Origin of the sequence: Pseudomonas brassicacearum subsp. brassicacearum (assembly GCF_008801605.1) — a bacterium.
GTDB lineage: Bacteria > Pseudomonadota > Gammaproteobacteria > Pseudomonadales > Pseudomonadaceae > Aquipseudomonas > Aquipseudomonas brassicacearum.
Map to the genome: position 1 here is coordinate 264,732 of NZ_VZPJ01000003.1, position 18,643 is coordinate 283,374.

The 18,643-nt window shown below is 60.7% G+C and carries 19 protein-coding genes; 9 read left to right on the forward strand and 10 right to left on the reverse strand.

Annotated elements, in window-relative coordinates:
* The first annotated feature begins 172 nt into the window (after positions 1-172).
* The 5 genes from F7R20_RS09710 (at position 173) to rlmF (ending at position 6,897) form a co-directional block, all read left to right on the forward strand.
* Entirely contained in the window at positions 173-1,663 is a 1,491-nt protein-coding gene (locus tag F7R20_RS09710) for a leucyl aminopeptidase (protein ID WP_003205280.1), read from the forward strand.
* Between the two features lie 60 nt (positions 1,664-1,723).
* A complete protein-coding gene (locus tag F7R20_RS09715) occupies positions 1,724-2,152 on the forward strand; it encodes a DNA polymerase III subunit chi (RefSeq protein WP_003205282.1) in 429 nt (142 codons plus the stop codon).
* An 8-nt stretch (positions 2,153-2,160) separates the two neighbouring features.
* Complete coding sequence (locus F7R20_RS09720; protein ID WP_003205284.1) at positions 2,161-2,526, forward strand: hypothetical protein; 366 nt, start codon at positions 2,161-2,163, stop codon at positions 2,524-2,526.
* Between the two features lie 241 nt (positions 2,527-2,767).
* On the forward strand, positions 2,768-5,614 hold the full coding sequence (locus F7R20_RS09725) for a valine--tRNA ligase (RefSeq protein ID WP_003205286.1): 2,847 nt from the start codon (positions 2,768-2,770) through the stop codon (positions 5,612-5,614).
* 257 nt (positions 5,615-5,871) lie between these two features.
* Positions 5,872-6,897, forward strand: a complete 1,026-nt coding sequence (rlmF, locus tag F7R20_RS09730) for a 23S rRNA (adenine(1618)-N(6))-methyltransferase RlmF (protein ID WP_003205288.1) — start codon at positions 5,872-5,874, stop codon at positions 6,895-6,897.
* An 81-nt stretch (positions 6,898-6,978) separates the two neighbouring features.
* On the opposite strand, the gene F7R20_RS09735 is transcribed toward rlmF, so the two are convergent.
* Entirely contained in the window at positions 6,979-7,260 is a 282-nt protein-coding gene (locus F7R20_RS09735; protein WP_003205289.1) for an HU family DNA-binding protein, read from the reverse strand.
* Positions 7,261-7,656: 396 nt separating this feature from the next.
* Between F7R20_RS09735 and yejK the strand changes: the two genes are divergently transcribed.
* Both yejK and F7R20_RS09745 read left to right on the forward strand, forming a co-directional pair.
* Positions 7,657-8,661, forward strand: coding sequence for a nucleoid-associated protein YejK (yejK, locus tag F7R20_RS09740; protein ID WP_003205290.1), 1,005 nt, complete (start codon positions 7,657-7,659; stop codon positions 8,659-8,661).
* Positions 8,661-9,020: a glutaredoxin family protein gene (locus F7R20_RS09745; protein WP_003205291.1), complete on the forward strand. Its 360-nt coding sequence runs from the start codon at positions 8,661-8,663 to the stop codon at positions 9,018-9,020. Before yejK ends, F7R20_RS09745 begins: the two co-directional genes overlap by 1 nt.
* A 187-nt stretch (positions 9,021-9,207) precedes the next feature.
* Here the strand turns inward: F7R20_RS09745 and F7R20_RS09755 are convergent, their stop codons facing one another.
* The 5 genes from F7R20_RS09755 to F7R20_RS09775 all read right to left on the reverse strand — a co-directional run bounded on the left by F7R20_RS09755 (position 9,208) and on the right by F7R20_RS09775 (position 13,145).
* Positions 9,208-10,143 carry a glutathione S-transferase family protein gene (locus F7R20_RS09755; protein ID WP_003205292.1) on the reverse strand — a complete coding sequence of 312 codons (936 nt, stop codon included), beginning with the start codon at positions 10,141-10,143 and terminating at the stop codon, positions 9,208-9,210.
* 79 nt (positions 10,144-10,222) lie between these two features.
* Positions 10,223-10,546: a GIY-YIG nuclease family protein gene (locus F7R20_RS09760; RefSeq protein WP_003205293.1), complete on the reverse strand. Its 324-nt coding sequence runs from the start codon at positions 10,544-10,546 to the stop codon at positions 10,223-10,225.
* 40 nt (positions 10,547-10,586) lie between these two features.
* Positions 10,587-11,057: a nuclear transport factor 2 family protein gene (locus tag F7R20_RS09765; RefSeq protein ID WP_003205294.1), complete on the reverse strand. Its 471-nt coding sequence runs from the start codon at positions 11,055-11,057 to the stop codon at positions 10,587-10,589.
* Between the two features lie 87 nt (positions 11,058-11,144).
* Positions 11,145-12,449 (reverse strand): CynX/NimT family MFS transporter, encoded by a 1,305-nt coding sequence (locus F7R20_RS09770; protein WP_050516655.1) that lies wholly within the window; start codon positions 12,447-12,449, stop codon positions 11,145-11,147.
* Positions 12,450-12,485: 36 nt separating this feature from the next.
* Positions 12,486-13,145, reverse strand: coding sequence for a FadR/GntR family transcriptional regulator (locus F7R20_RS09775; RefSeq protein WP_003205296.1), 660 nt, complete (start codon positions 13,143-13,145; stop codon positions 12,486-12,488).
* A gap of 166 nt (positions 13,146-13,311) precedes the next feature.
* Here F7R20_RS09775 and F7R20_RS09780 point away from each other — a divergent pair, with 166 nt between their 5' ends.
* Both F7R20_RS09780 and F7R20_RS09785 read left to right on the forward strand, forming a co-directional pair.
* Complete coding sequence (locus F7R20_RS09780; protein WP_003205297.1) at positions 13,312-13,623, forward strand: type II toxin-antitoxin system MqsR family toxin; 312 nt, start codon at positions 13,312-13,314, stop codon at positions 13,621-13,623.
* The gene (locus F7R20_RS09785) at positions 13,620-14,108 is read left to right on the forward strand and encodes a type II toxin-antitoxin system MqsA family antitoxin (RefSeq protein WP_003205298.1); all 489 of its coding nucleotides are present in this window, start codon (positions 13,620-13,622) and stop codon (positions 14,106-14,108) included. Before F7R20_RS09780 ends, F7R20_RS09785 begins: the two co-directional genes overlap by 4 nt.
* 67 nt (positions 14,109-14,175) lie before the next feature.
* Here the strand turns inward: F7R20_RS09785 and F7R20_RS09790 are convergent, their stop codons facing one another.
* The 4 genes from F7R20_RS09790 to F7R20_RS09805 all read right to left on the reverse strand — a co-directional run bounded on the left by F7R20_RS09790 (position 14,176) and on the right by F7R20_RS09805 (position 18,338).
* On the reverse strand, positions 14,176-14,940 hold the full coding sequence (locus tag F7R20_RS09790) for an amino acid ABC transporter ATP-binding protein (RefSeq protein WP_003205299.1): 765 nt from the start codon (positions 14,938-14,940) through the stop codon (positions 14,176-14,178).
* Between the two features lie 11 nt (positions 14,941-14,951).
* Positions 14,952-16,049 carry an amino acid ABC transporter permease gene (locus tag F7R20_RS09795; RefSeq protein WP_003205300.1) on the reverse strand — a complete coding sequence of 366 codons (1,098 nt, stop codon included), beginning with the start codon at positions 16,047-16,049 and terminating at the stop codon, positions 14,952-14,954.
* Positions 16,050-16,059: 10 nt separating this feature from the next.
* Positions 16,060-17,241: an amino acid ABC transporter permease gene (locus tag F7R20_RS09800; protein ID WP_003205301.1), complete on the reverse strand. Its 1,182-nt coding sequence runs from the start codon at positions 17,239-17,241 to the stop codon at positions 16,060-16,062.
* Between the two features lie 65 nt (positions 17,242-17,306).
* Positions 17,307-18,338: an amino acid ABC transporter substrate-binding protein gene (locus F7R20_RS09805; protein WP_003205302.1), complete on the reverse strand. Its 1,032-nt coding sequence runs from the start codon at positions 18,336-18,338 to the stop codon at positions 17,307-17,309.
* Between the last annotated feature and the right edge of the window lie 305 nt (positions 18,339-18,643).

Sequence of the window (18,643 nt, forward strand, 5' to 3'; positions counted from 1 at the left end):
GCTTAAAGCCAAAAGTTAGCGCCGTCGAGGGTTGTCAGGCTCGGGCGCCGGGGTTCAAACTGCGGCCTTTGTCGCCGGCAAGCACCGGCGCTTCTTTTATATAGAAGAAGCTCGCTCAGCGCGCCACCGTCTCGGCGCCTGGCCTCTTGACCATTGACTCAGGGATCCGGACATGGAACTGGTTGTAAAAAGCGTCAGCCCAGAAACGTTGAAAACCGCCACACTGGTAGTCGCCGTCGGTGAAAACCGCAAGCTTGGCGTGGTCGCCACCCAGCTCGATACCCTGAGCGGCGGGGCCATCAGCGCCGTACTCAAGCGCGGCGACCTGGCCGGCAAGGTCGGCCAGAGCCTGTTGCTGCAAAACCTGCCCAACCTCAAGGCCGACCGCGTGCTGCTGGTGGGCGTGGGCAAGGACGCTGAACTGGGCGACCGTCCATTCCGTAAAATCATTGCTGGCGTGCTGGGTACCCTCAAGGGCCTTGGCGGCGCTGATGCCACCCTGGCGCTGGACGAGTTGGTGATCAAGGGCCGCGACAGCTACGGCAAGAACCGCTTGCTGGCCGAAACCCTGGTGGACGGCGAATACCAGTTCGACCAGTTCAAGAGCCAGAAAGCCGAACCCCGCGCCCTGAAAAAAATCACCGTACTGACCATCAAGGCTGCCCAGGCTGAAGTCCAGCGTGCCGTGACCCACGCCACCGCGATTGCCAACGGCATGGCGTTCACCCGCGACCTGGGCAACCTGCCGCCGAACATCTGCCACCCAACGTTCCTCGGCGAACAAGCCAAGGCACTGGGCAAGGAGTTCAAGGGCCTGAAGGTCGAAGTCTTCGACGAGAAGAAGATCAAGGACCTGGGCATGGGTTCGTTCTATTCCGTCGGCCAGGGCAGCGCCCAGCCGCCACGCCTGATCGTGATGCAATACAACGGTGGCAAGAAATCCGAGAAGCCGTACGCACTGGTCGGCAAGGGCATCACCTTCGACACCGGCGGCATCAGCCTCAAGCCGGGCGCGGGCATGGATGAGATGAAGTACGACATGGGCGGCGCCGCAAGCGTGTTCGGCACCCTGCGCGCGGTGCTCGAACTGCAACTGCCGATCAACCTGGTGTGCATCCTGGCCTGCGCCGAGAACATGCCCAGCGGTACGGCCTCGCGTCCGGGCGACATCGTCACCACCATGAGCGGCCAGACCGTGGAAATCCTCAACACCGACGCCGAAGGCCGCCTGGTGCTGTGCGATGCCCTCACCTACTCCGAGCGCTTCAAGCCGCAAGCGGTGATCGACATCGCGACCCTGACCGGCGCCTGCATCGTCGCCCTCGGTTCCCACACCTCGGGCCTGCTGGGCAACAACGACGAGCTGATCGGCCAACTGCTCAGCGCCGGCCAACAGGCCGACGACCGCGCCTGGCAGTTGCCACTGTTCGACGAGTACCAGGAACAACTGGACAGCCCGTTCGCCGACATCGCCAACATCGGCGGCCCGAAAGCCGGGACCATCACCGCAGCCTGCTTCCTGTCGCGCTTTACCAAGAACCTGAACTGGGCGCACCTGGACATCGCTGGCACGGCATGGACCAGCGGCGGTAAGGACAAGGGTGCCACCGGTCGTCCGGTGCCCCTGCTGACCCAGTACCTGCTGGACCGCGCCAAGGCCTGACACCAATGACCGTCGCTGGCGTCACCCTCGGGTGGCGCCAGCGGCGGCTCAGGAACCGCAATGACCAAAGTCGATTTCTATATCCTGCCCAGCGCCGACCCGTCGGCGCGGCTGGATTTTGCCTGCAAGCTCGTTGAAAAAGCCTGGCGCATGGGGCACCGCATCTACCTGCATTGCAGCGATGCCGCCCAGCGCGAGGACCTGGACGCACGCCTGTGGGCCTTCAAGGGCGAGAGCTTCGTGCCCCACGGCCCGGCCGAGAGCGAACCCGAAGGGTTGATCGTGCTGGGGCTGGGGGATGACTGCGGCCAGCACCAGGACCTGCTGGTAAACCTCGACCTGAAAGTACCGGCCTTTGCCCAGCGCTTCGCCCGTGTGGCGGAAGTGGTGGTCGAAGACCCGGCCATCCGACAAGCCGCGCGGGAGAGTTTCCGTTTCTACCGCGAACAGGGCTATCCTCTGCAAGACCACCGTTTACAGCGACTCTGAGCCCTACGATGGACACTCCAAAACCGCCACAAAAACCCGCGCACCTGCTGGATGACCTCGAGTCGATCCGCCAACTGCTCGGCGACGACAACCTGCAACCGCCGCTGCTGACCGACACGGTCGTGCACGAGCCGGTGCATGATGAACAGATCCCCCTGCTGTTCGACCCGATCAACGGCCAGCCGGAACCCAAGCCTGCCGCCAAGACCGAAGTCAAAGGGCCCGACGCCCTGCTGCACCTGGACCGCGAACTGCGCGCTGCGGCGCAGTTGATCATGCAAGACGTCATCGACGACTTCGCCCCGCACATCGAGACCGAGATCAAGCGCCGGCTGGATGCGCGGATGGAGCGGTTGCTGAGCCAGTACGAGTAACCCCGAGATTTACTGACTACCGAACACCTTGTGGGAGCGAGCTTGCTCGCGATAGCAGTGTGTCAGTCAACATCAATGTTGCTGATCTACCGCTATCGCGAGCAAGCTCGCTCCCACATTGTTCGGTTGCGCCCACAAGCCATCTGCCAAGCTTCCAGCTTGCTGCATGTGGCTTGCACCAGCCCCGCCCGCTATACTTCCCGGCTTTTCCTGAATAAATGCCAATAGGGTCCCGCCGCGCATGGATAAGACCTACCAGCCGCACGCCATTGAAACTTCCTGGTACAACACCTGGGAGTCCGAGAATTATTTCGCTCCGCAAGGCGCGGGCGATTCCTACACCATCATGATCCCGCCGCCGAACGTCACCGGCAGCCTGCACATGGGCCACGGTTTCAACAACGCGATCATGGATGCGCTGATCCGTTTCCGGCGCATGCAAGGTCGCAACACCTTGTGGCAGCCGGGCACCGACCACGCCGGTATCGCCACGCAGATGCTGGTGGAGCGCCGCCTCGAAGCCCAGGGCCAGAATCGCCATGACCTGGGCCGCGAGAAATTCCTCGAGAAAGTCTGGGAATGGAAAGACGAGTCCGGCGGCAACATCAGCCGCCAGATCCGTCGCCTCGGCTCGTCCGTGGACTGGAGCCGCGAGCGCTTCACCATGGACGACGGTCTTTCGGAAGCGGTGAAGGAAGCCTTCGTGCGCCTGCATGAGGACGGGCTGATCTATCGCGGCAAGCGCCTGGTCAACTGGGACACCAAGTTGCACACGGCCATTTCCGACCTCGAAGTGGAGAACCACGACGAGAAAGGTTTCCTGTGGAACCTGAAGTACCCACTGGCCGACGGCGCCAAGACCGCCGAAGGCAAGGATTACCTGATCGTCGCCACCACGCGTCCGGAAACCATGCTGGGCGACTCCGCCGTGGCGGTGAACCCGAACGATGAACGCTACCAGGCGCTGATCGGCAAGTTCGTCGAACTGCCCCTGGTTGGCCGTCGTATCCCGATCATCGGCGACGACTACTGCGACCCTGAATTCGGCACCGGCTGCGTGAAAATCACCCCGGCCCACGACTTCAACGACTACGAAGTCGGCAAACGCCACAACCTGCCGCTGCTGAACATCTTCGACAAGAACGCCAACATATTGCCGGCAGCCCAGGCATTCAACCTCGACGGCACGCTGAACGAAAGCGTCGACGGCCAGATCCCGGCCGAATATGCCGGCCTGGACCGCTTCGAAGCACGCAAGCAGATCGTCGCGGCGTTCGATGCCGCCGGCCTGCTGGTCAGCGTCGACGACCATGCCCTGAAAGTCCCGAAAGGCGACCGCTCGGGCACCATCATCGAACCGTGGTTGACCGACCAGTGGTACGTGTCCACCAAGCCGCTGGCTGAGCCTGCGATTGCCGCTGTCGAAGACGGCCGCATCCAGTTCGTGCCCAAGCAATACGAAAACATGTATTTCTCGTGGATGCGCGACATCCAGGATTGGTGCATCAGCCGTCAACTGTGGTGGGGCCATCGCATTCCGGCCTGGTACGACGAGTCGGGCAAGGTCTATGTCGGCCGTGATGAAGCCGAAGTCCGCGCCAAGCACAACCTCGGCCCGGACGTGGCGCTGCAACAGGACAACGACGTCCTCGACACCTGGTTCAGCTCCGGCCTGTGGACCTTCTCCACCCTGGGCTGGCCGCAGCAGACCGAATTCCTGAAGAAATTCCACTCCACCGACGTCCTGGTCACCGGCTTCGACATCATTTTCTTCTGGGTCGCCCGGATGATCATGTTGACCATGCACCTGGTGAAGAACGAAGACGGCACGCCGCAAGTGCCGTTCAAGACCGTCTACGTCCACGGCCTGGTGCGCGACGGCCAGGGCCAGAAGATGTCCAAGTCCAAGGGCAACGTCCTGGACCCGCTGGACATCATCGACGGCATCGACCTGGAAACCCTGGTGCAGAAACGCACCTCCGGCCTGATGCAGCCGAAACTGGCAAAGCAGATCGAGAAAGCCACCCGCGAAGAATTCGCCGAGGGCATCGCCAGCTACGGCACCGACGCCCTGCGTTTCACCTTCTGCTCGCTGGCGTCCACCGGTCGCGACATCAAGTTCGACATGGGCCGCGTCGAAGGCTATCGCAACTTCTGCAACAAGATCTGGAACGCTGCGCGCTACGTGCTGGATAAAGGCGAAGACTGCGGCCAGAACGGCGAAGCCTTTGAACTGACCCTGGCCGATCGCTGGATCATTTCGCAGTTGCAGCGCACCGAGGCCGAAGTGACTCGCCAGTTGGACCAGTTCCGTTTCGACCTGGCCGCGCAAGCCTTGTACGAGTTCATCTGGAACCAGTATTGCGACTGGTACCTGGAACTGTCCAAGCCTGTGCTGTGGGACGAAAACGCCCCGGTCGAACGCCAGCGCGGCACCCGTCGCACCCTGGTGCGCGTGCTGGAAGTGGCCCTGCGCCTGGCGCATCCGTTCATGCCGTTCATCACCGAGGAAATCTGGCAGCGCATCGCACCGCTGGCAGGCGCCCAAGGCAAGACGATCATGCTGCAACCTTGGCCGGTGGCCAACGAAAGCCGCATCGATCCGGCGGCTGAAGACGACATCGAGTGGCTCAAGACCTTCATGCTGGGCCTGCGTAACATCCGCGCCGAAATGAACATCGGTCCGGGCAAGCCACTGGCCCTGTTCCTGAAGAACGCCAGCGCCGAAGACCTGCGCCGCCTCAACGAAAACGAGGCGTTGCTCAAGAAACTGGCGAAGCTTGAATCGGTGACGGTCCTGGCAGCCGGCGAAGAAGCACCACTGTCGGCCACCGCCCTGGTTGGCGAGATGGAAGTGCTGGTGCCAATGGCGGGCCTGATCGACAAGGCCGCGGAACTGGCGCGCCTGGACAAGGAAATCCTGCGTCTCAAAGGCGAAGTGCAGCGGGTCGGCGGCAAGCTGTCCAACGCCGGCTTCGTCGACAAGGCGCCGGCCGAAGTCATCGAGAAGGAACGGGCCAAACTGGCCGAGGCGGAACAGGCCTTGGGCAAGCTGGCCGAGCAGCACGCGCGGATCGCCAGCCTGTAACAGCGGTTCGCAATGAAAAAGGAGGTCCAGTTGGACCTCCTTTTTCATGCCTGTCACTTTCCTTTTCAGGTATCGCAAAACCCATGTGGGAGCGAGCTTGCTCGCGATAGCGGCGGATCAGCCAACCCATATGCCAACTGACACACTGCTATCGCGAGCAAGCTCGCTCCCACATTTAAACCACGCAGTCATCAAGACCGGGCCGGATGTGGGACAATGCCCGCCACTTTTTGAGCCATCCCCGAATCGACTCGCCCATGACCGCCCCCCGCACACCCAAACCTGCCCGCCAGAAGCCCAAGTCCGCCCCGGAGGCTAAAACCGTGGCGCCGCGTGAAAAAGCCAGCCTGCATCCGCGCAACCGCCACCAGGGCCGCTACGACTTCCCAGCGTTGATCAAGAGCACGCCGGAACTGGCAAAGTTCGTGATCATCAACCCCTACGGCAAGGAAAGCATCGACTTTGCCAGCCCTGAGGCCGTGCGGGTATTCAACCGGGCGCTGCTCAAAGCTTTCTATGGCATCGCCCACTGGGATATCCCGGCCGACTACCTGTGCCCACCGGTGCCAGGGCGGGCGGACTATGTACATTTCCTCGCCGATTTGCTCGCCAGCCACAACGAAGGTGAAATCCCCCGTGGGGCGGCGGTCAAGGTGCTGGACATCGGCACCGGCGCCAACTGCGTTTATCCATTGATCGGCTACAGCGACTACCGCTGGCACTTCCTCGGTTCGGAGATCGATCCAACGGCCATCGCCTCGGCCAAGGCCATCGTCCAGTCCAATGGGTTGAACAAAGCCATCCAGTTGCGCCAGCAAGCCAACCGCAAGCAGATTCTCCAGGGCCTGCTGGACGACACCGAACGTTTCGACCTGACGATGTGCAACCCACCGTTCCATGCCTCCCTGGAGGAAGCCACCAAGGGCAGCCAGCGCAAGTGGCGGGCACTGGGCAAGGCCGATCCGAAGCGCAAGCTGCCGGTGCTGAATTTCGGCGGTCAGGCTGCGGAGTTGTGGTGCGAGGGTGGGGAAGCCCGGTTCGTGACGCAACTGATCGGCGAAAGCGCGCAGCTGGCCGGGCAAGTGCTGTGGTTCAGCACCCTGGTGTCGAAGGCGTCGAACCTGCCGGCGATTCAAACCGCGCTGAAAAAGGCCGGGGCGCTGCACAGCCAGGTGGTGGAGATGTCCCAGGGCCAGAAGCAGAGTCGTTTCGTGGCCTGGACCTTCCAGACCCAGGCCCAGCAACAGGCTTGGCGCCAGTCGCGTTGGGTTCGCAAGGATTAGAAAGACACCTACGGGTGGTTTTCAAGGCAATAAAAAACCGTGCCCGGATCGCTCCGAGGCACGGTTTTTTTTACTGCGGTCTTACTTGTTGACCGCGTCGGTCAGGCCTTTGGCCACAACCAGCTTGATCACTTTCTTGGCAGCGATTTCGATGGCAGCGCCAGTCGAAGGGTTGCGGCCGGTACGGGCAGGACGCTCGGTGACTTTCAGCTTGCCAACACCTGGCAGAGTGATTTCGCCGCCATTTTCCAGCTGATCGGCAACGACTTGGCCCAGTTGGTCCAGCAGCGAACGCACGGTAGCTTTTGGTGCGTCTACAGATTCAGCCAAATCAGCGATCAGTTGGTCTTTAGTAAGAGCCATGTAGTGTTCCTTCCCTATCAAATTCATATGGATTGCAGAGTGCAGTGTCAGCCATCGAGCCCGATCTCTCTTGATCAGGCACCCTCGGCAATCACCGCGACGGATCGGGGTAATAGATGCCGAAAACCGGGATTGGTTCGACCTGACAGATGCTGAATGCACGCTTAACGCAGTGACTTCGCGTAAGACCGGGCAAAACTAGCACAACGCCTCTGAAATATCCGCCTCTAGCTACCCATTTGGTCAGCTTTCTTGCGCTAAAACGTTAAAAAAATGCATATAGGGTGTCGGACGGGTCTGAAAGGGCCTTTGCCGGGTTCCAAAACCAGTGATTGCGGTACACTGGGGCCTTTTTCGGGGAGCGCGCCCTCCTCTCTTTCATCAGCCGAGAAATCCATGCCGATCCGTCATTGCATCGTCCACCTGATCGACAAAAAACCCGACGGCACCCCAGCTGTGCTCCATGCCCGCGACTCCGAACTGGCAGAGTCCACGGCCATCGAGAACATGCTCGCCGACCTCAACGAAAGCTATAACGCCAAGCAAGGCAAGGCCTGGGGCTTTTTCCATGCCGAGTCCGGGGCGCATCCGTTCAGCGGCTGGCTGAAGGAGTACCTGGACGGCGGCAAGGACTTCACCGCCTTCAGTCGCGTGGCGGTGGAACACCTGCAAAAGCTGATGGAAGAGTCCAACCTGTCGGTGGGCGGCCACGTGCTGTTCGCTCACTACCAGCAAGGCATGACCGACTACCTGGCCATCGCCCTGCTGCACCACAGCGAAGGCGTGGCGGTGACCGATGAGCTGGACGTGACCCCGTCCCGCCATCTGGATCTGGGCCAGTTGCACCTGGCGGCGCGGATCAACGTGTCGGAATGGCAGAACAACAAGCAATCGAAGCAGTACATCTCGTTCATCAAGGGCAAGAACGGCAAGAAGGTCTCGGAGTATTTCCGTGATTTCATCGGCTGCCAGGAAGGTGTCGACGGCCCCGGCGAGACTCGCACCCTGCTCAAGGCCTTCAGTGACTTCGTCGAAAGCGAAGACCTGCCGGAAGAGGATGCCCGGGAAAAAACCAAGACCCTGGTCGACTACGCCAGCAGCCAGGCCAAGCTCGGCGAGCCGATGGGCCTGGAAGAACTGTCCGAACTGATCGACGAAGATCGCCCGAAAGCCTTCTACGACCATATCCGCAACAAGGACTACGGGTTGTCGCCGGAAATCCCGGCGGATAAACGCACTCTCAACCAGTTCCGTCGCTTCACCGGTCGCGCCGAAGGCTTGTCCATCAGCTTCGAAGCGCACTTGCTGGGCTCCAAGATCGAGTACGACGAAGAGGCCGGCACGCTGATCATCAAGGGCCTGCCCACGTCGCTGACCGACCAGCTCAAGCGTCGCAATTGATGTTTGGTGGGGTGCTGAAGAAATTCCTGCTGATTCTGCTGGTGGTGGTGGTGGCCTATCAGAACTGGGGCAAGATCGAGCGGGTGTTCAACCCGTCACAGATGGTTTCCGAGCAGATCCGCAGCAACGCCCGCGTCGTGCTGTATGCCACCGACTGGTGCGGCTACTGCAAGGCAACCCGGCGGTTCCTGGATGAGAAAGGCGTGCCGTTTCGCGAGTTCGATATCGAGAAGGACACCGAGGCGCGCAAGACTTATGAGGCGCTGGGTGGCCGGGGGATTCCGATCCTGGATGTGAACGGTACGTTGATTCGTGGGTATGAGCCGGAGAATATTCTCAAGGCGTTGTCCGCGATATAGGTTTGAGGGCCTCATCGCGAGCAAGCTCGCTCCCACACAGTGATCGGCGGCAAACGCAGATCCTGTGAACCACACACCTATCCTGTGGGAGCGAGCTTGCTCGCGATAGCGGACCAACATTCAACATCAATATCGACTGATCTGGCGCCATCGCGAGCAAGCTCGCTCCCACAAGGTCATTCGTTGTTCATCGAGCCTCGATCCGGAAGCCAAACCGCGGAAAGTGCACATGCACCACCCCGCCCCGCTCGTCTTCGCGACGCAGAATCAATTCTTCGCTCCCGGCAAACACCAACTCCCCGGCCACCGGATCGACGCCATAGTCGGTCGCGGCGATGCTCACCTGCTGCCCTGCCGTGAACCCGTTCGGCTCGTCGAATACCTCATCCGGCAGCGCTGCCGGCGTAGCGTTGCGGGCAACGTCCAAGGCTTCTTCGGCACTCATCTGGCTCGAGGCACCATGGCCGAAACCCAACACCCGCGCCAACCAGGCCGAGACAGCCGGATAAGCATCCACCAGCGGCGAGGTAACCGGAGTGCCCTTGAGGAACCACAGCGGATGGGCCATGGCGAAGTCGGCAATCGACGGATCACCCAACAGGAAATCGCCCTCCTCGCGCTGCAACTGTTGTTCGAGACGCGCCATGATCGTCGGCCATTGGTGCTTGGCCTGCTCGGCGGCCAAGCGCGTAGTCGTGCCGCCACTGAACAGCCCGGCACGGTCGCTGATGAACGCCTTGATCGCTTCGGGCGATAGCTTGGCGAACCGTGCCGCCACCGACTCCGGCTGGAACACCAGGCTCACCGCATGCTGGAACACCACCGAATCGGCCCACGCTGCAAAGGACGCGGCAAGCATTTCCCGGCCTTCGGGGAACAGCACCGGCGAAGCTTTTTCCTGCTCCAGGCGGCGAGCCATCAGCGACGTATCGCAATAGACATCCGCGCCGACCTGCAACACCGGCGTCTTGCGATAGCCACCCGTCAACGCCGTCAGGTCAGGCTTGGGCATCATCGGCGGGATGTTCACCGAACGCCAGGACAGCCCCTTGAAGCCCAGCAGCAGCCGGGCTTTTTCCGCGAAAGGAGACGTTGGGTAATGATGAAGGATCAGCTCTGACATGAGATTAGCCACTGCAGGAATGAAGTCTTACAGCTTAGCGCGCCTGATCGGGACAGCCTACCGGCCTGATAAAGGCCTATCAGCCCGGCTGATTGAGCGACAGCGCACTGGCCACCAGGCATTCCTTGGCGCTTTTCTTGAGCTTTTTGATCAGCCGCTCCTGGCGCAGGGCCTCGCCCTTGTCGCGACAAGCCTCGGTGTACACCAGAGCCACTGCCGGGCTGGAAAGGAAGAAGCGTGCCCCCTTGCCGCTTTGATGCTTGGCGAAACGCCGCACCGGGTCATCACTGACGCCGCAGTACAGCGAACCGTTGGCGGCCCGCACCAGGTAGACAAACCAGGGTTTGTCCGCTTCGGTGGGACCTTGTGCAGGCAGATCGGGAGAGAGGGTGGCGGTCGTCACTAGATGTTCAACAGGTCGGTAAAGACAAGCCGCGATCTTATCAGCGACTGGCCTGGAACGCCCGCAGCCCCTTGAGGGCCTGGGCCCTGACGGCGTTGCGTACCAGCGGTGTCCAGCCCAGCAACAGGCCCTTGGCACCCAATGCCTGGCGAGACCAGCGCCACAGATCGAAGTTGTCGTGGTGCTCGCAGATCTTGCCGTCGCGAAAAACGAAGCGCGCCTGAATGTCATTGATCACAATGTTGCCGGTCTGGCTGAACAAGTACGTCGCCACCCAATGGGCACCACCGGTACGCTCATCGCTGCGCACGTTATCGAAGGTCAGGGAAAAGTCCTTGGCCCGGGTCGTCAGCATGCGCCACATGTCGCCGGCATCGCGCCCGCGCAGCTCGCCGAACGCCGGGTCGCTGAACAGCACGTCGTCGGTGTAGCAAGCGCTCATGGCTTCGGCGTCCAGGCGTTGGAAGGCCTGATAAAAACGGCTGATCAAGGCGTTGTGGGCATCACTCATGGACAGGCTCCGAAAAACGTTTCAGTAGGCCAGTACGATAATCTTCCGCCGCAGGGAAGACTATCGTCATTCGCCATGAAAATGATATCAACGAAGGTCAGTGACCCTTTCGCTGCTGACCCCGACGTACAACGTCCGGCCTGCGCCGATGCCGGCGATGATCGCCCCCAGGCCAACCAGGCCGAAGATCCAGCCCAGGGCATTCCAGCCGCCGGTCAAGTCGTGGACCACACCCACCGCGAACGGCCCCAGCGACGCCAGCGTATAGCCGAACCCCTGGGCCATGCTGGAAAGGTTGGCGGCCACGTGGGCGTCCCGCGAACGCAACACGATCAGCGTGAGCGCCAGGCTGAATGATCCGCCCTGCCCCAAGCCCAGCAGGATCGCCCAGCCCCACAAGCCATCGAGCGGCGCGTAGAGGCAACCGAACAAGCCACCCAGGACCATGAGCATGACGATCACGATGGCCAGGCGCTGGTCCTTGCCGCGCGTTGCCAACCAGGGCGCCGCGAGGGAACTGATCAACTGCACGATGACCGAACCGGACAGCACGAGCCCGGCCTGGGTCGGGGTCAGGCCACGGCCAATCAGGATCGACGGCAGCCAGCCAAAGACGATGTAGGCCAGGGACGATTGCAGCCCCATGTACAACGTCACTTGCCAGGCCAGGGGATCACGCAGCAAGCCGCGGACCCGATAAGCCACTTGGTGGGCTCCGTGTTTCCCGCCCACTTGCGGTAACCAGAACACCGCGGCCAGCAGCGCCGGGACCACCCAGAAGCCCAGGCCCAAGGCCCAGCTGTGGCCAAGCTGCTCGCTCAGCGGCACGGTCGCCCCGGCCGCCATCGCCGCGCCCAGGCACAAAGCCATGGTGTAGACACCGGTCATGGTGCCGGCCTGTTTGGCGAAGTCGCGCTTGACGATGCCCGGCAGCAGCACGCCGATCACACCGATACTCGCGCCGGCCAGGATGCTGCCGACAAACAGCCCGACCTGACCGAAGGCGCTGCGCAAGACAATCCCGCCCGCCAGCGTCAACAAGATCCCCAGCACCACGCGCTCGGCACCGAAGCGCCGCGCCAGCACCGGCGCCAGCGGCGCGAACAGGCCCAGGCAAAGCACAGGCAATGTGGTCAGCAAACCGGCCTGGGCAGCCGACAGGCCGAGGCTTCTTGACACTTCGCTGAGCAACGGCGCCATGCTCGACAACGCCGGACGCAAGTTCAGCGCCACCAGGATCAACCCGAGCAGCAACAGCCAGGGGCGGCGCACCAACGGATGGTGCTGCTGGGCCTGCTCATCGTCGGCCTCGGCGTCGATCAACAGTTCTTCGAGTTCGGCGGCGCGTTTGGGCGCCGTCGAAGTGGCAGGGTCAAGCAGATCGCGGGACATGGAAAACTCGGGTTCGGGGCTCAGGGTTTCAAGCACTCAGGGTTCATTGATCAATTGGCGGCACAGGGACTTGGCCCGTTGCGGATCCTGTTGCTCGACGGCTTCAAGGATTTCGACATGCAGGTCGAACACATGTTGATGGCGCGGGGTGATGTTGAGGCTCTGGCGCAGCTGTGCGCCGATGACGCTGGAGAAGTAGCGATAGAGTTCACTGAGCGCAGGGTTGTGCGCGGCATCCACCAGGAGGCGGTGGAACACCAGGTCGCAGGCGATGTAGTGCTCCAGGTCGCCGTGATAATGCTCGCCGCTGTCTTGCAGCGCCCGGCGCAAGGCAAGCAGATCCTCATCGGTGCGCCGCAGCGCCGCCAGGCCAATGGCCTCTACCTCCAGGATATGCCGGGTTTCCCGGGCCTGTTCCAACGAACAGCGGGACAGCACCTTGAGCGTATCCAGCGGATCAACCACTGCCCGCACGTAACTGCCGTCGCCCTGGCGGATCTCGATCAGCCCGGAAAACGCCAGCACGCGCATGGCTTCGCGCACGGTGTTGCGGCTGATACCCAGTTCCGCCACCAACTCCGGCTCGGTGGGCAAGCGCTGGCCGACGGCCCACACACCATCGCTGATACGTCGGCGCAATTGCTCCAAGGCCTGATCGACTAGGGAGCGCTTTATTAATGGAGAAATATCTGACATGGAGTCCGCCCTTTCATCCAATCATAGGATGAATTTTCTGACATGTTAGTCAGCTTCATCCCAGAGAACAAGCGCCTAGGGTTTAAGGGCAGATAAAGAGCGAGATTTTCGATTAGTCAAAATTACCCTTTGAGGGTAATTTTAGAGACAAGGTAAATGACTTCTTATGGAAAAGAGCACGCCCCATTACGAGCTGGCAGAGGTCAAGGCCGAGGTTCGCAGGTTGGGAAGCAAGGCTTTCACGATGAGCGCGCGGGAAGGCGGACGGAGGATGACGTTAAGTCTTGCCCAGATGCTGCGGATCGTTCACCTGCTGGAGTACAGGATGCTGCACAAATCGATGACCACCTATGCCGATCACCGAATCTGGCAAGACGTCTATCACACAACATTTCAGGATCGGGAGATCTACATCAAAGTGACTTACCGCCCCGGCGGTGGGCATCCGGTGATCTCCTTCAAAGAGAAAAACCAATGAAAACACAGCAATGTGTCAGCTGTGGCACAGACAAGGCGATGCATCACTTCAAGAATCGCAGCTTCTCAGTCGACTACAAGCGGGTAGCCCGACCGGTGCACGACATCGCCGGGTGGGAGTGCCAGGTCTGTGGCGAAATAGAATTCGATCACGATACCGACAGCGCCGAGCGCTACTCCAAGGCAAGCGACCAGCTGCTCGAAGACTGTCTTCAAGCCATGGGCGCAGAGATCAAGCGCATCCGTCGCAAACTGCATCTAACCCAGAAAGAAGCCGTGAAGTTACTGTCCGGCGGTGGGCACAATGCCTTTTCCCGCTATGAGCGAGGCGAGATCCCCCCACCTCAACCGCTGTTCATGCTGATGCGCCTGCTGGATCGTCATCCGCACCTGATGGCCGAGATCCAGATCCTGGACGAAGGCACCGACCTGCGGCAGTTGTTGCTTGACCGCCACCCCGAGCGCGAAACCGTGCTCAGCTCCTGAGGCGAAGAAAACGCAGGCAAAAATAAACCCGGACAAGTCCGGGCTTATTTCACTGCCTAAGGCCGGATCAATGCAGGATCTGGCTCAGGAACAGCTTGGTGCGGTCATTCTGCGGGTTGTCGAAGAAGTCGTTCGGCGCGGCCTGTTCGACGATTTCACCCTTGTCCATGAAGATCACGCGGTTGGCCACGGTGCGGGCGAAACCCATTTCGTGGGTCACGCAGAGCATGGTCATGCCGTCTTCGGCCAGGCCGATCATGGTGTCCAGCACTTCTTTCACCATTTCCGGGTCGAGGGCCGAGGTCGGCTCGTCGAACAGCATGATTTTCGGTTTCATGCACAGGGCACGAGCGATGGCCACGCGCTGTTGCTGACCGCCGGAGAGCTGGCCCGGGTACTTGTTCGCCTGCTCTGGAATGCGCACGCGCTCCAGGTAATGCATGGCGATTTCCTCGGCCTTGCGCTTGGGCATCTTGCGTACCCACATCGGCGCCAGGGTGCAGTTCTGCAGGATGGTCAGGTGCGGGAACAGGTTGAAGTGCTGGAACACCATGCCGACTTCACGGCGGATCGCTTCGATCTGCTTGAGGTCGTTGGTCAGCTCCACGCCGTCGACCACGATGCGGCCCTGCTGGTGCTCTTCCAGGCGGTTGAGGCAGCGGATGGTGGTGGACTTGCCGGAGCCCGACGGGCCGCACAGCACGATACGCTCGCCCTGCTTGACGTTCAGGTTGATGTCTTTCAACACGTGGAACTGGCCGTACCACTTGTTGACGCCCTGCATCTGAATAATGCCTTCAGGGCTCACAGGCTGTTTGATCGCTTCACTCATAAACTACGCTCCTAACGCTTGTGGCCAGTGTCCAGCTTGCGTTCCAAATGCATGGAATAGCGGGACATACCAAAACAGAAAATCCAGAACACCAGGGCGGCGAACACATAGCCTTCAGTGGCCATGCCCAGCCATTTCGGGTCGGCGGCAGCTTGTTTCACGCTGTTGAGCAGGTCGAACAGGCCGATGATGATCACCAGGCTCGTGTCCTTGAACAACGCAATAAAGGTGTTGACGATACCCGGGATCACCAGCTTCAGGGCTTGCGGCAGAATCACCAGGCCCATGCTGCGCCAGTAACCCAGGCCCATCGCCGCGGCCGCTTCGTACTGGCCCTTGGGAATGGCTTGCAGGCCACCACGCACCACTTCGGCAATGTAGGCCGACTGGAACAGGATCACCCCGATCAACGCCCGCAGCAGCTTGTCGAAGTTCATGCCTTCAGGCAGGAACAGCGGCAGCATCACCGAGGACATGAACAGCACCGTGATCAATGGCACGCCGCGCCAGAACTCGATGAAGGTCACGCAGACCACGCGAATCGCCGGCATGTTCGAACGACGGCCCAACGCCAGGACGATGCCTAGCGGCAGTGCACCGACGATACCGACGGTAGCGATCACCAGGGTCAGCATCAGGCCGCCCCATTGGCTGGTCGCCACGGCGTCCAGGCCGAACACGCCGCCGTGCAGCAGGCACCAGGCGATGATCGGATACAGCACCAGGAAACTCAGGCCGTAGATCGCCTTGCGCGGGAAGCGCGAGATGAACAACGGCGCCACACCGATCACTGCCAGCCATACGGTCAGGTCGACGCGCCAGCGCAGATCCGTCGGGTAATAGCCGTACATGAACTGACCGAAACGCTGCTGGATGAACACCCAGCAGGCGCCTTCCTTGGTGCAGTCGGCGCGGGTGGTACCGACCCAGTTGGCATCGAGGATCGCCCAGTGCAACAGCGGTGGAACGATCAGGTAGATCAGGTAGAACGCAAACAGGGTCAGCAGCGTGTTGATCCAGCTGGAGAACATGTTGGCGCGCATCCACGCCACCACGCCGATGCTGCTGCCCGGCGGGGGCATGTCTGGTTTGAAAGTATGAGTCGTCATGCGCGTTTCCTCACCGCTCGATCAGCGCAATGCGCTTGTTGTACCAGTTCATCAGCAACGAAATGCTGATACTGATCGCCAGGTACACACTCATGGTGATCGCAATCACCTCGATGGCCTGGCCCGTCTGGTTCAACACTGTGCCGGCAAACAGCGAAACCATTTCCGGGTAGCCGATACCGGCCGCCAGGGAGGAGTTTTTCGCCAGGTTCAGGTATTGGCTGGTCAACGGTGGAATGATCACGCGCAGGGCCTGCGGGATGATCACTTTGCGCAGGGTCGGACCGTTGCGCAGCCCCAGGGAACGGGCGGCTTCGGTCTGGCCGTGGCTGACCGACTTGATGCCCGAGCGTACGATCTCGGCGATGAACGCCGCGGTGTACACGGTCAAGGCCAGGGTCAAGGCCAGCAGTTCCGGGATCAGCACCCAGCCACCGACGAAGTTGAAGCCCTTGAGCTCCGGCATTTCCCAATGCACCGGCGCACCAAAAAGCAGCGCGCTCAACGCCGGGATCACCAGGAACAGCGCCAGGCCGACCCAGAATTTATGAAACGGCTCGCCAGTCGCTTCGAAACGCTTGTTGGCCCAACGCGTCATCAGCACGATGGCGACGATCGCCAGCACAACACTGATCACGAACGGCCAGAACCCTTCGGCCATCAGCGCGGCAGGCATGTTCAGGCCCCGGCTGCTGACAAAGAAGGTGTCGCCGAAGTTATGGGCGGCCCGCGGTCCTGGCATGCTCAGGAATACCGCGAAGTACCAGAACAGGATTTGCAGCAGTGGCGGGATATTACGGAAAACCTCGACATAAACGGTTGCCAGCTTGGAAATGATCCAATTCTGCGACAGCCGTGCCACACCGATGATGAACCCCAGGATAGTTGCCAGGATCACGCCAATGAACGTGACCAGCAGCGTGTTGAGCAACCCGATGACAAAGACCCGGGCATAGCTGTCCGCTTCGGTGTAGTCGATCAGGTGTTGGGCGATGCCGAAACCGGCACTGCGTTCCAGGAAGCCGAAACCGGAGGTGATGCCTCGGTGCTGAAGATTGGTTTGTGTGTTATCGAACAGAAACCAGCCCAGCGCGATAACCGCCACGACAGTGACGATTTGAAATACCCACGCACGCACTCGTGGATCGCTGAGGCTGAGCCTCTGCTTAGGTGCGCCGATTGAATTTTGCATGAAGTGCCCCGCAAAGAATGGAACAGAACATCACCCGGTGGTTGGCCCACCGGGTGATAGAACCATCAGCGCACTGGTGGTGCGTATTGAATGCCGCCGGCGTTCCACAGAGCGTTCAGGCCGCGGTCGATTTCCAGCGGAGTGCCCTTGCCGAGGTTGCGCTCGAACATTTCACCGTAGTTGCCGACCTGCTTGACGATCTGCACAACCCAGTCTTTCGGCAGTTTCAGGTCTTTGCCGTATTCACCATCAGCGCCCAGCATACGAGCGACATCAGGGTTCTTGGTGGACTTGGCTTCGGCCTCGACGTTCTTCGAGGTCACACCAGCTTCTTCAGCGTTGAGCAAGGCGTAGCCAGTCCAACGGACAATGGCCAGCCACTCGTCGTCGCCGTTACGCACGACTGGGCCCAGGGGCTCCTTGGAAATGGTTTCCGGCAGAACCACGTAGTCCTTTGGCGAAGCCAGCTTGCTGCGCTGGGCGAACAGCTGGGATTTGTCCGAGGTCAGCACGTCGCAACGACCGGATTCCAGCGACTTGGCGCTTTCATCGGAGGTGTCAAAAGTGATCGGGGTGTACTTCAGGCCGTTGGCGCGGAAGTAGTCGGAAACGTTCAGCTCGGTGGTGGTACCGGCCTGGATGCAGATGGTTGCACCGTCCAGTTCCTTGGCGCTTTTGACACCCAGCTTGTTGTTGGCCAGGAAGCCGATGCCGTCGTAGTAGGTGATGAAGCCTGGGAATTTCAAGCCCATGCCCGCGTCACGGGAGCTGGTCATGGTGGAGTTGCGCGAGAGCATGTCGATTTCGCCCGATTGCAGCGCGGTGAAGCGCTCCTTGGCGTTCAACTGGCTGAACTTGACCTTGGTCGCATCGCCAAATACAGCAGCGGCCACGGCACGGCAGAAATCAGCGTCGATACCGACGATCTTGCCGGTCGAATCAGGCACCGAGAAACCCGGCAGGCCATCACTCACACCACATTGCACAAAACCTTTTTTCTGCACGGCATCCAGAGTTGCACCCGCCTGAGCGAACCCGCTGACACCAAGGACTGCTGCTGCAGTCATGACGGCCAGGGTGGATTTCAGTAACTTCATTCAAACCTCCAGTTTTGCTCTTGTTGTGTCGGAGCTCGAGTCCTGTCGCACCCTTTTGGGGCATTGCCGACCCTTGTTGGCTTTTTTTAGGGTCAACCGACGTCTGGACCTTCGCTATGAGTCTAATAATGAGGATGTCCGTAAACAGTGGTCATGCCCATCTCTCACCAATCGGCCGAACGGGCTGTAGCCCTTCACGTTCGCGAAGCCCGTAGCGGCTACTGGCGAACATTCATCACCGGATTTCTGATATCCCATGCGTCGCGGTGAACTGATAGTGTTACCGCACAGCGTAAGAATCATCA

Coding starts and splice junctions, on each gene's coding strand:
- F7R20_RS09780 (WP_003205297.1), top strand. CDS start 13,312: ATGGAAAAGAGCACGCCCCATTACGAGCTGGCAGAGGTCAAGGCCGAG.
- F7R20_RS09805 (WP_003205302.1), bottom strand. CDS start 18,338: ATGAAGTTACTGAAATCCACCCTGGCCGTCATGACTGCAGCAGCAGTC.
- F7R20_RS09790 (WP_003205299.1), bottom strand. CDS start 14,940: ATGAGTGAAGCGATCAAACAGCCTGTGAGCCCTGAAGGCATTATTCAG.
- F7R20_RS09710 (WP_003205280.1), top strand. CDS start 173: ATGGAACTGGTTGTAAAAAGCGTCAGCCCAGAAACGTTGAAAACCGCC.
- F7R20_RS09720 (WP_003205284.1), top strand. CDS start 2,161: ATGGACACTCCAAAACCGCCACAAAAACCCGCGCACCTGCTGGATGAC.
- yejK (WP_003205290.1), top strand. CDS start 7,657: ATGCCGATCCGTCATTGCATCGTCCACCTGATCGACAAAAAACCCGAC.
- F7R20_RS09775 (WP_003205296.1), bottom strand. CDS start 13,145: ATGTCAGATATTTCTCCATTAATAAAGCGCTCCCTAGTCGATCAGGCC.
- F7R20_RS09770 (WP_050516655.1), bottom strand. CDS start 12,449: ATGTCCCGCGATCTGCTTGACCCTGCCACTTCGACGGCGCCCAAACGC.
- rlmF (WP_003205288.1), top strand. CDS start 5,872: ATGACCGCCCCCCGCACACCCAAACCTGCCCGCCAGAAGCCCAAGTCC.
- F7R20_RS09795 (WP_003205300.1), bottom strand. CDS start 16,049: ATGACGACTCATACTTTCAAACCAGACATGCCCCCGCCGGGCAGCAGC.
- F7R20_RS09735 (WP_003205289.1), bottom strand. CDS start 7,260: ATGGCTCTTACTAAAGACCAACTGATCGCTGATTTGGCTGAATCTGTA.
- F7R20_RS09785 (WP_003205298.1), top strand. CDS start 13,620: ATGAAAACACAGCAATGTGTCAGCTGTGGCACAGACAAGGCGATGCAT.
- F7R20_RS09765 (WP_003205294.1), bottom strand. CDS start 11,057: ATGAGTGATGCCCACAACGCCTTGATCAGCCGTTTTTATCAGGCCTTC.
- F7R20_RS09725 (WP_003205286.1), top strand. CDS start 2,768: ATGGATAAGACCTACCAGCCGCACGCCATTGAAACTTCCTGGTACAAC.
- F7R20_RS09755 (WP_003205292.1), bottom strand. CDS start 10,143: ATGTCAGAGCTGATCCTTCATCATTACCCAACGTCTCCTTTCGCGGAA.
- F7R20_RS09715 (WP_003205282.1), top strand. CDS start 1,724: ATGACCAAAGTCGATTTCTATATCCTGCCCAGCGCCGACCCGTCGGCG.
- F7R20_RS09745 (WP_003205291.1), top strand. CDS start 8,661: ATGTTTGGTGGGGTGCTGAAGAAATTCCTGCTGATTCTGCTGGTGGTG.
- F7R20_RS09800 (WP_003205301.1), bottom strand. CDS start 17,241: ATGCAAAATTCAATCGGCGCACCTAAGCAGAGGCTCAGCCTCAGCGAT.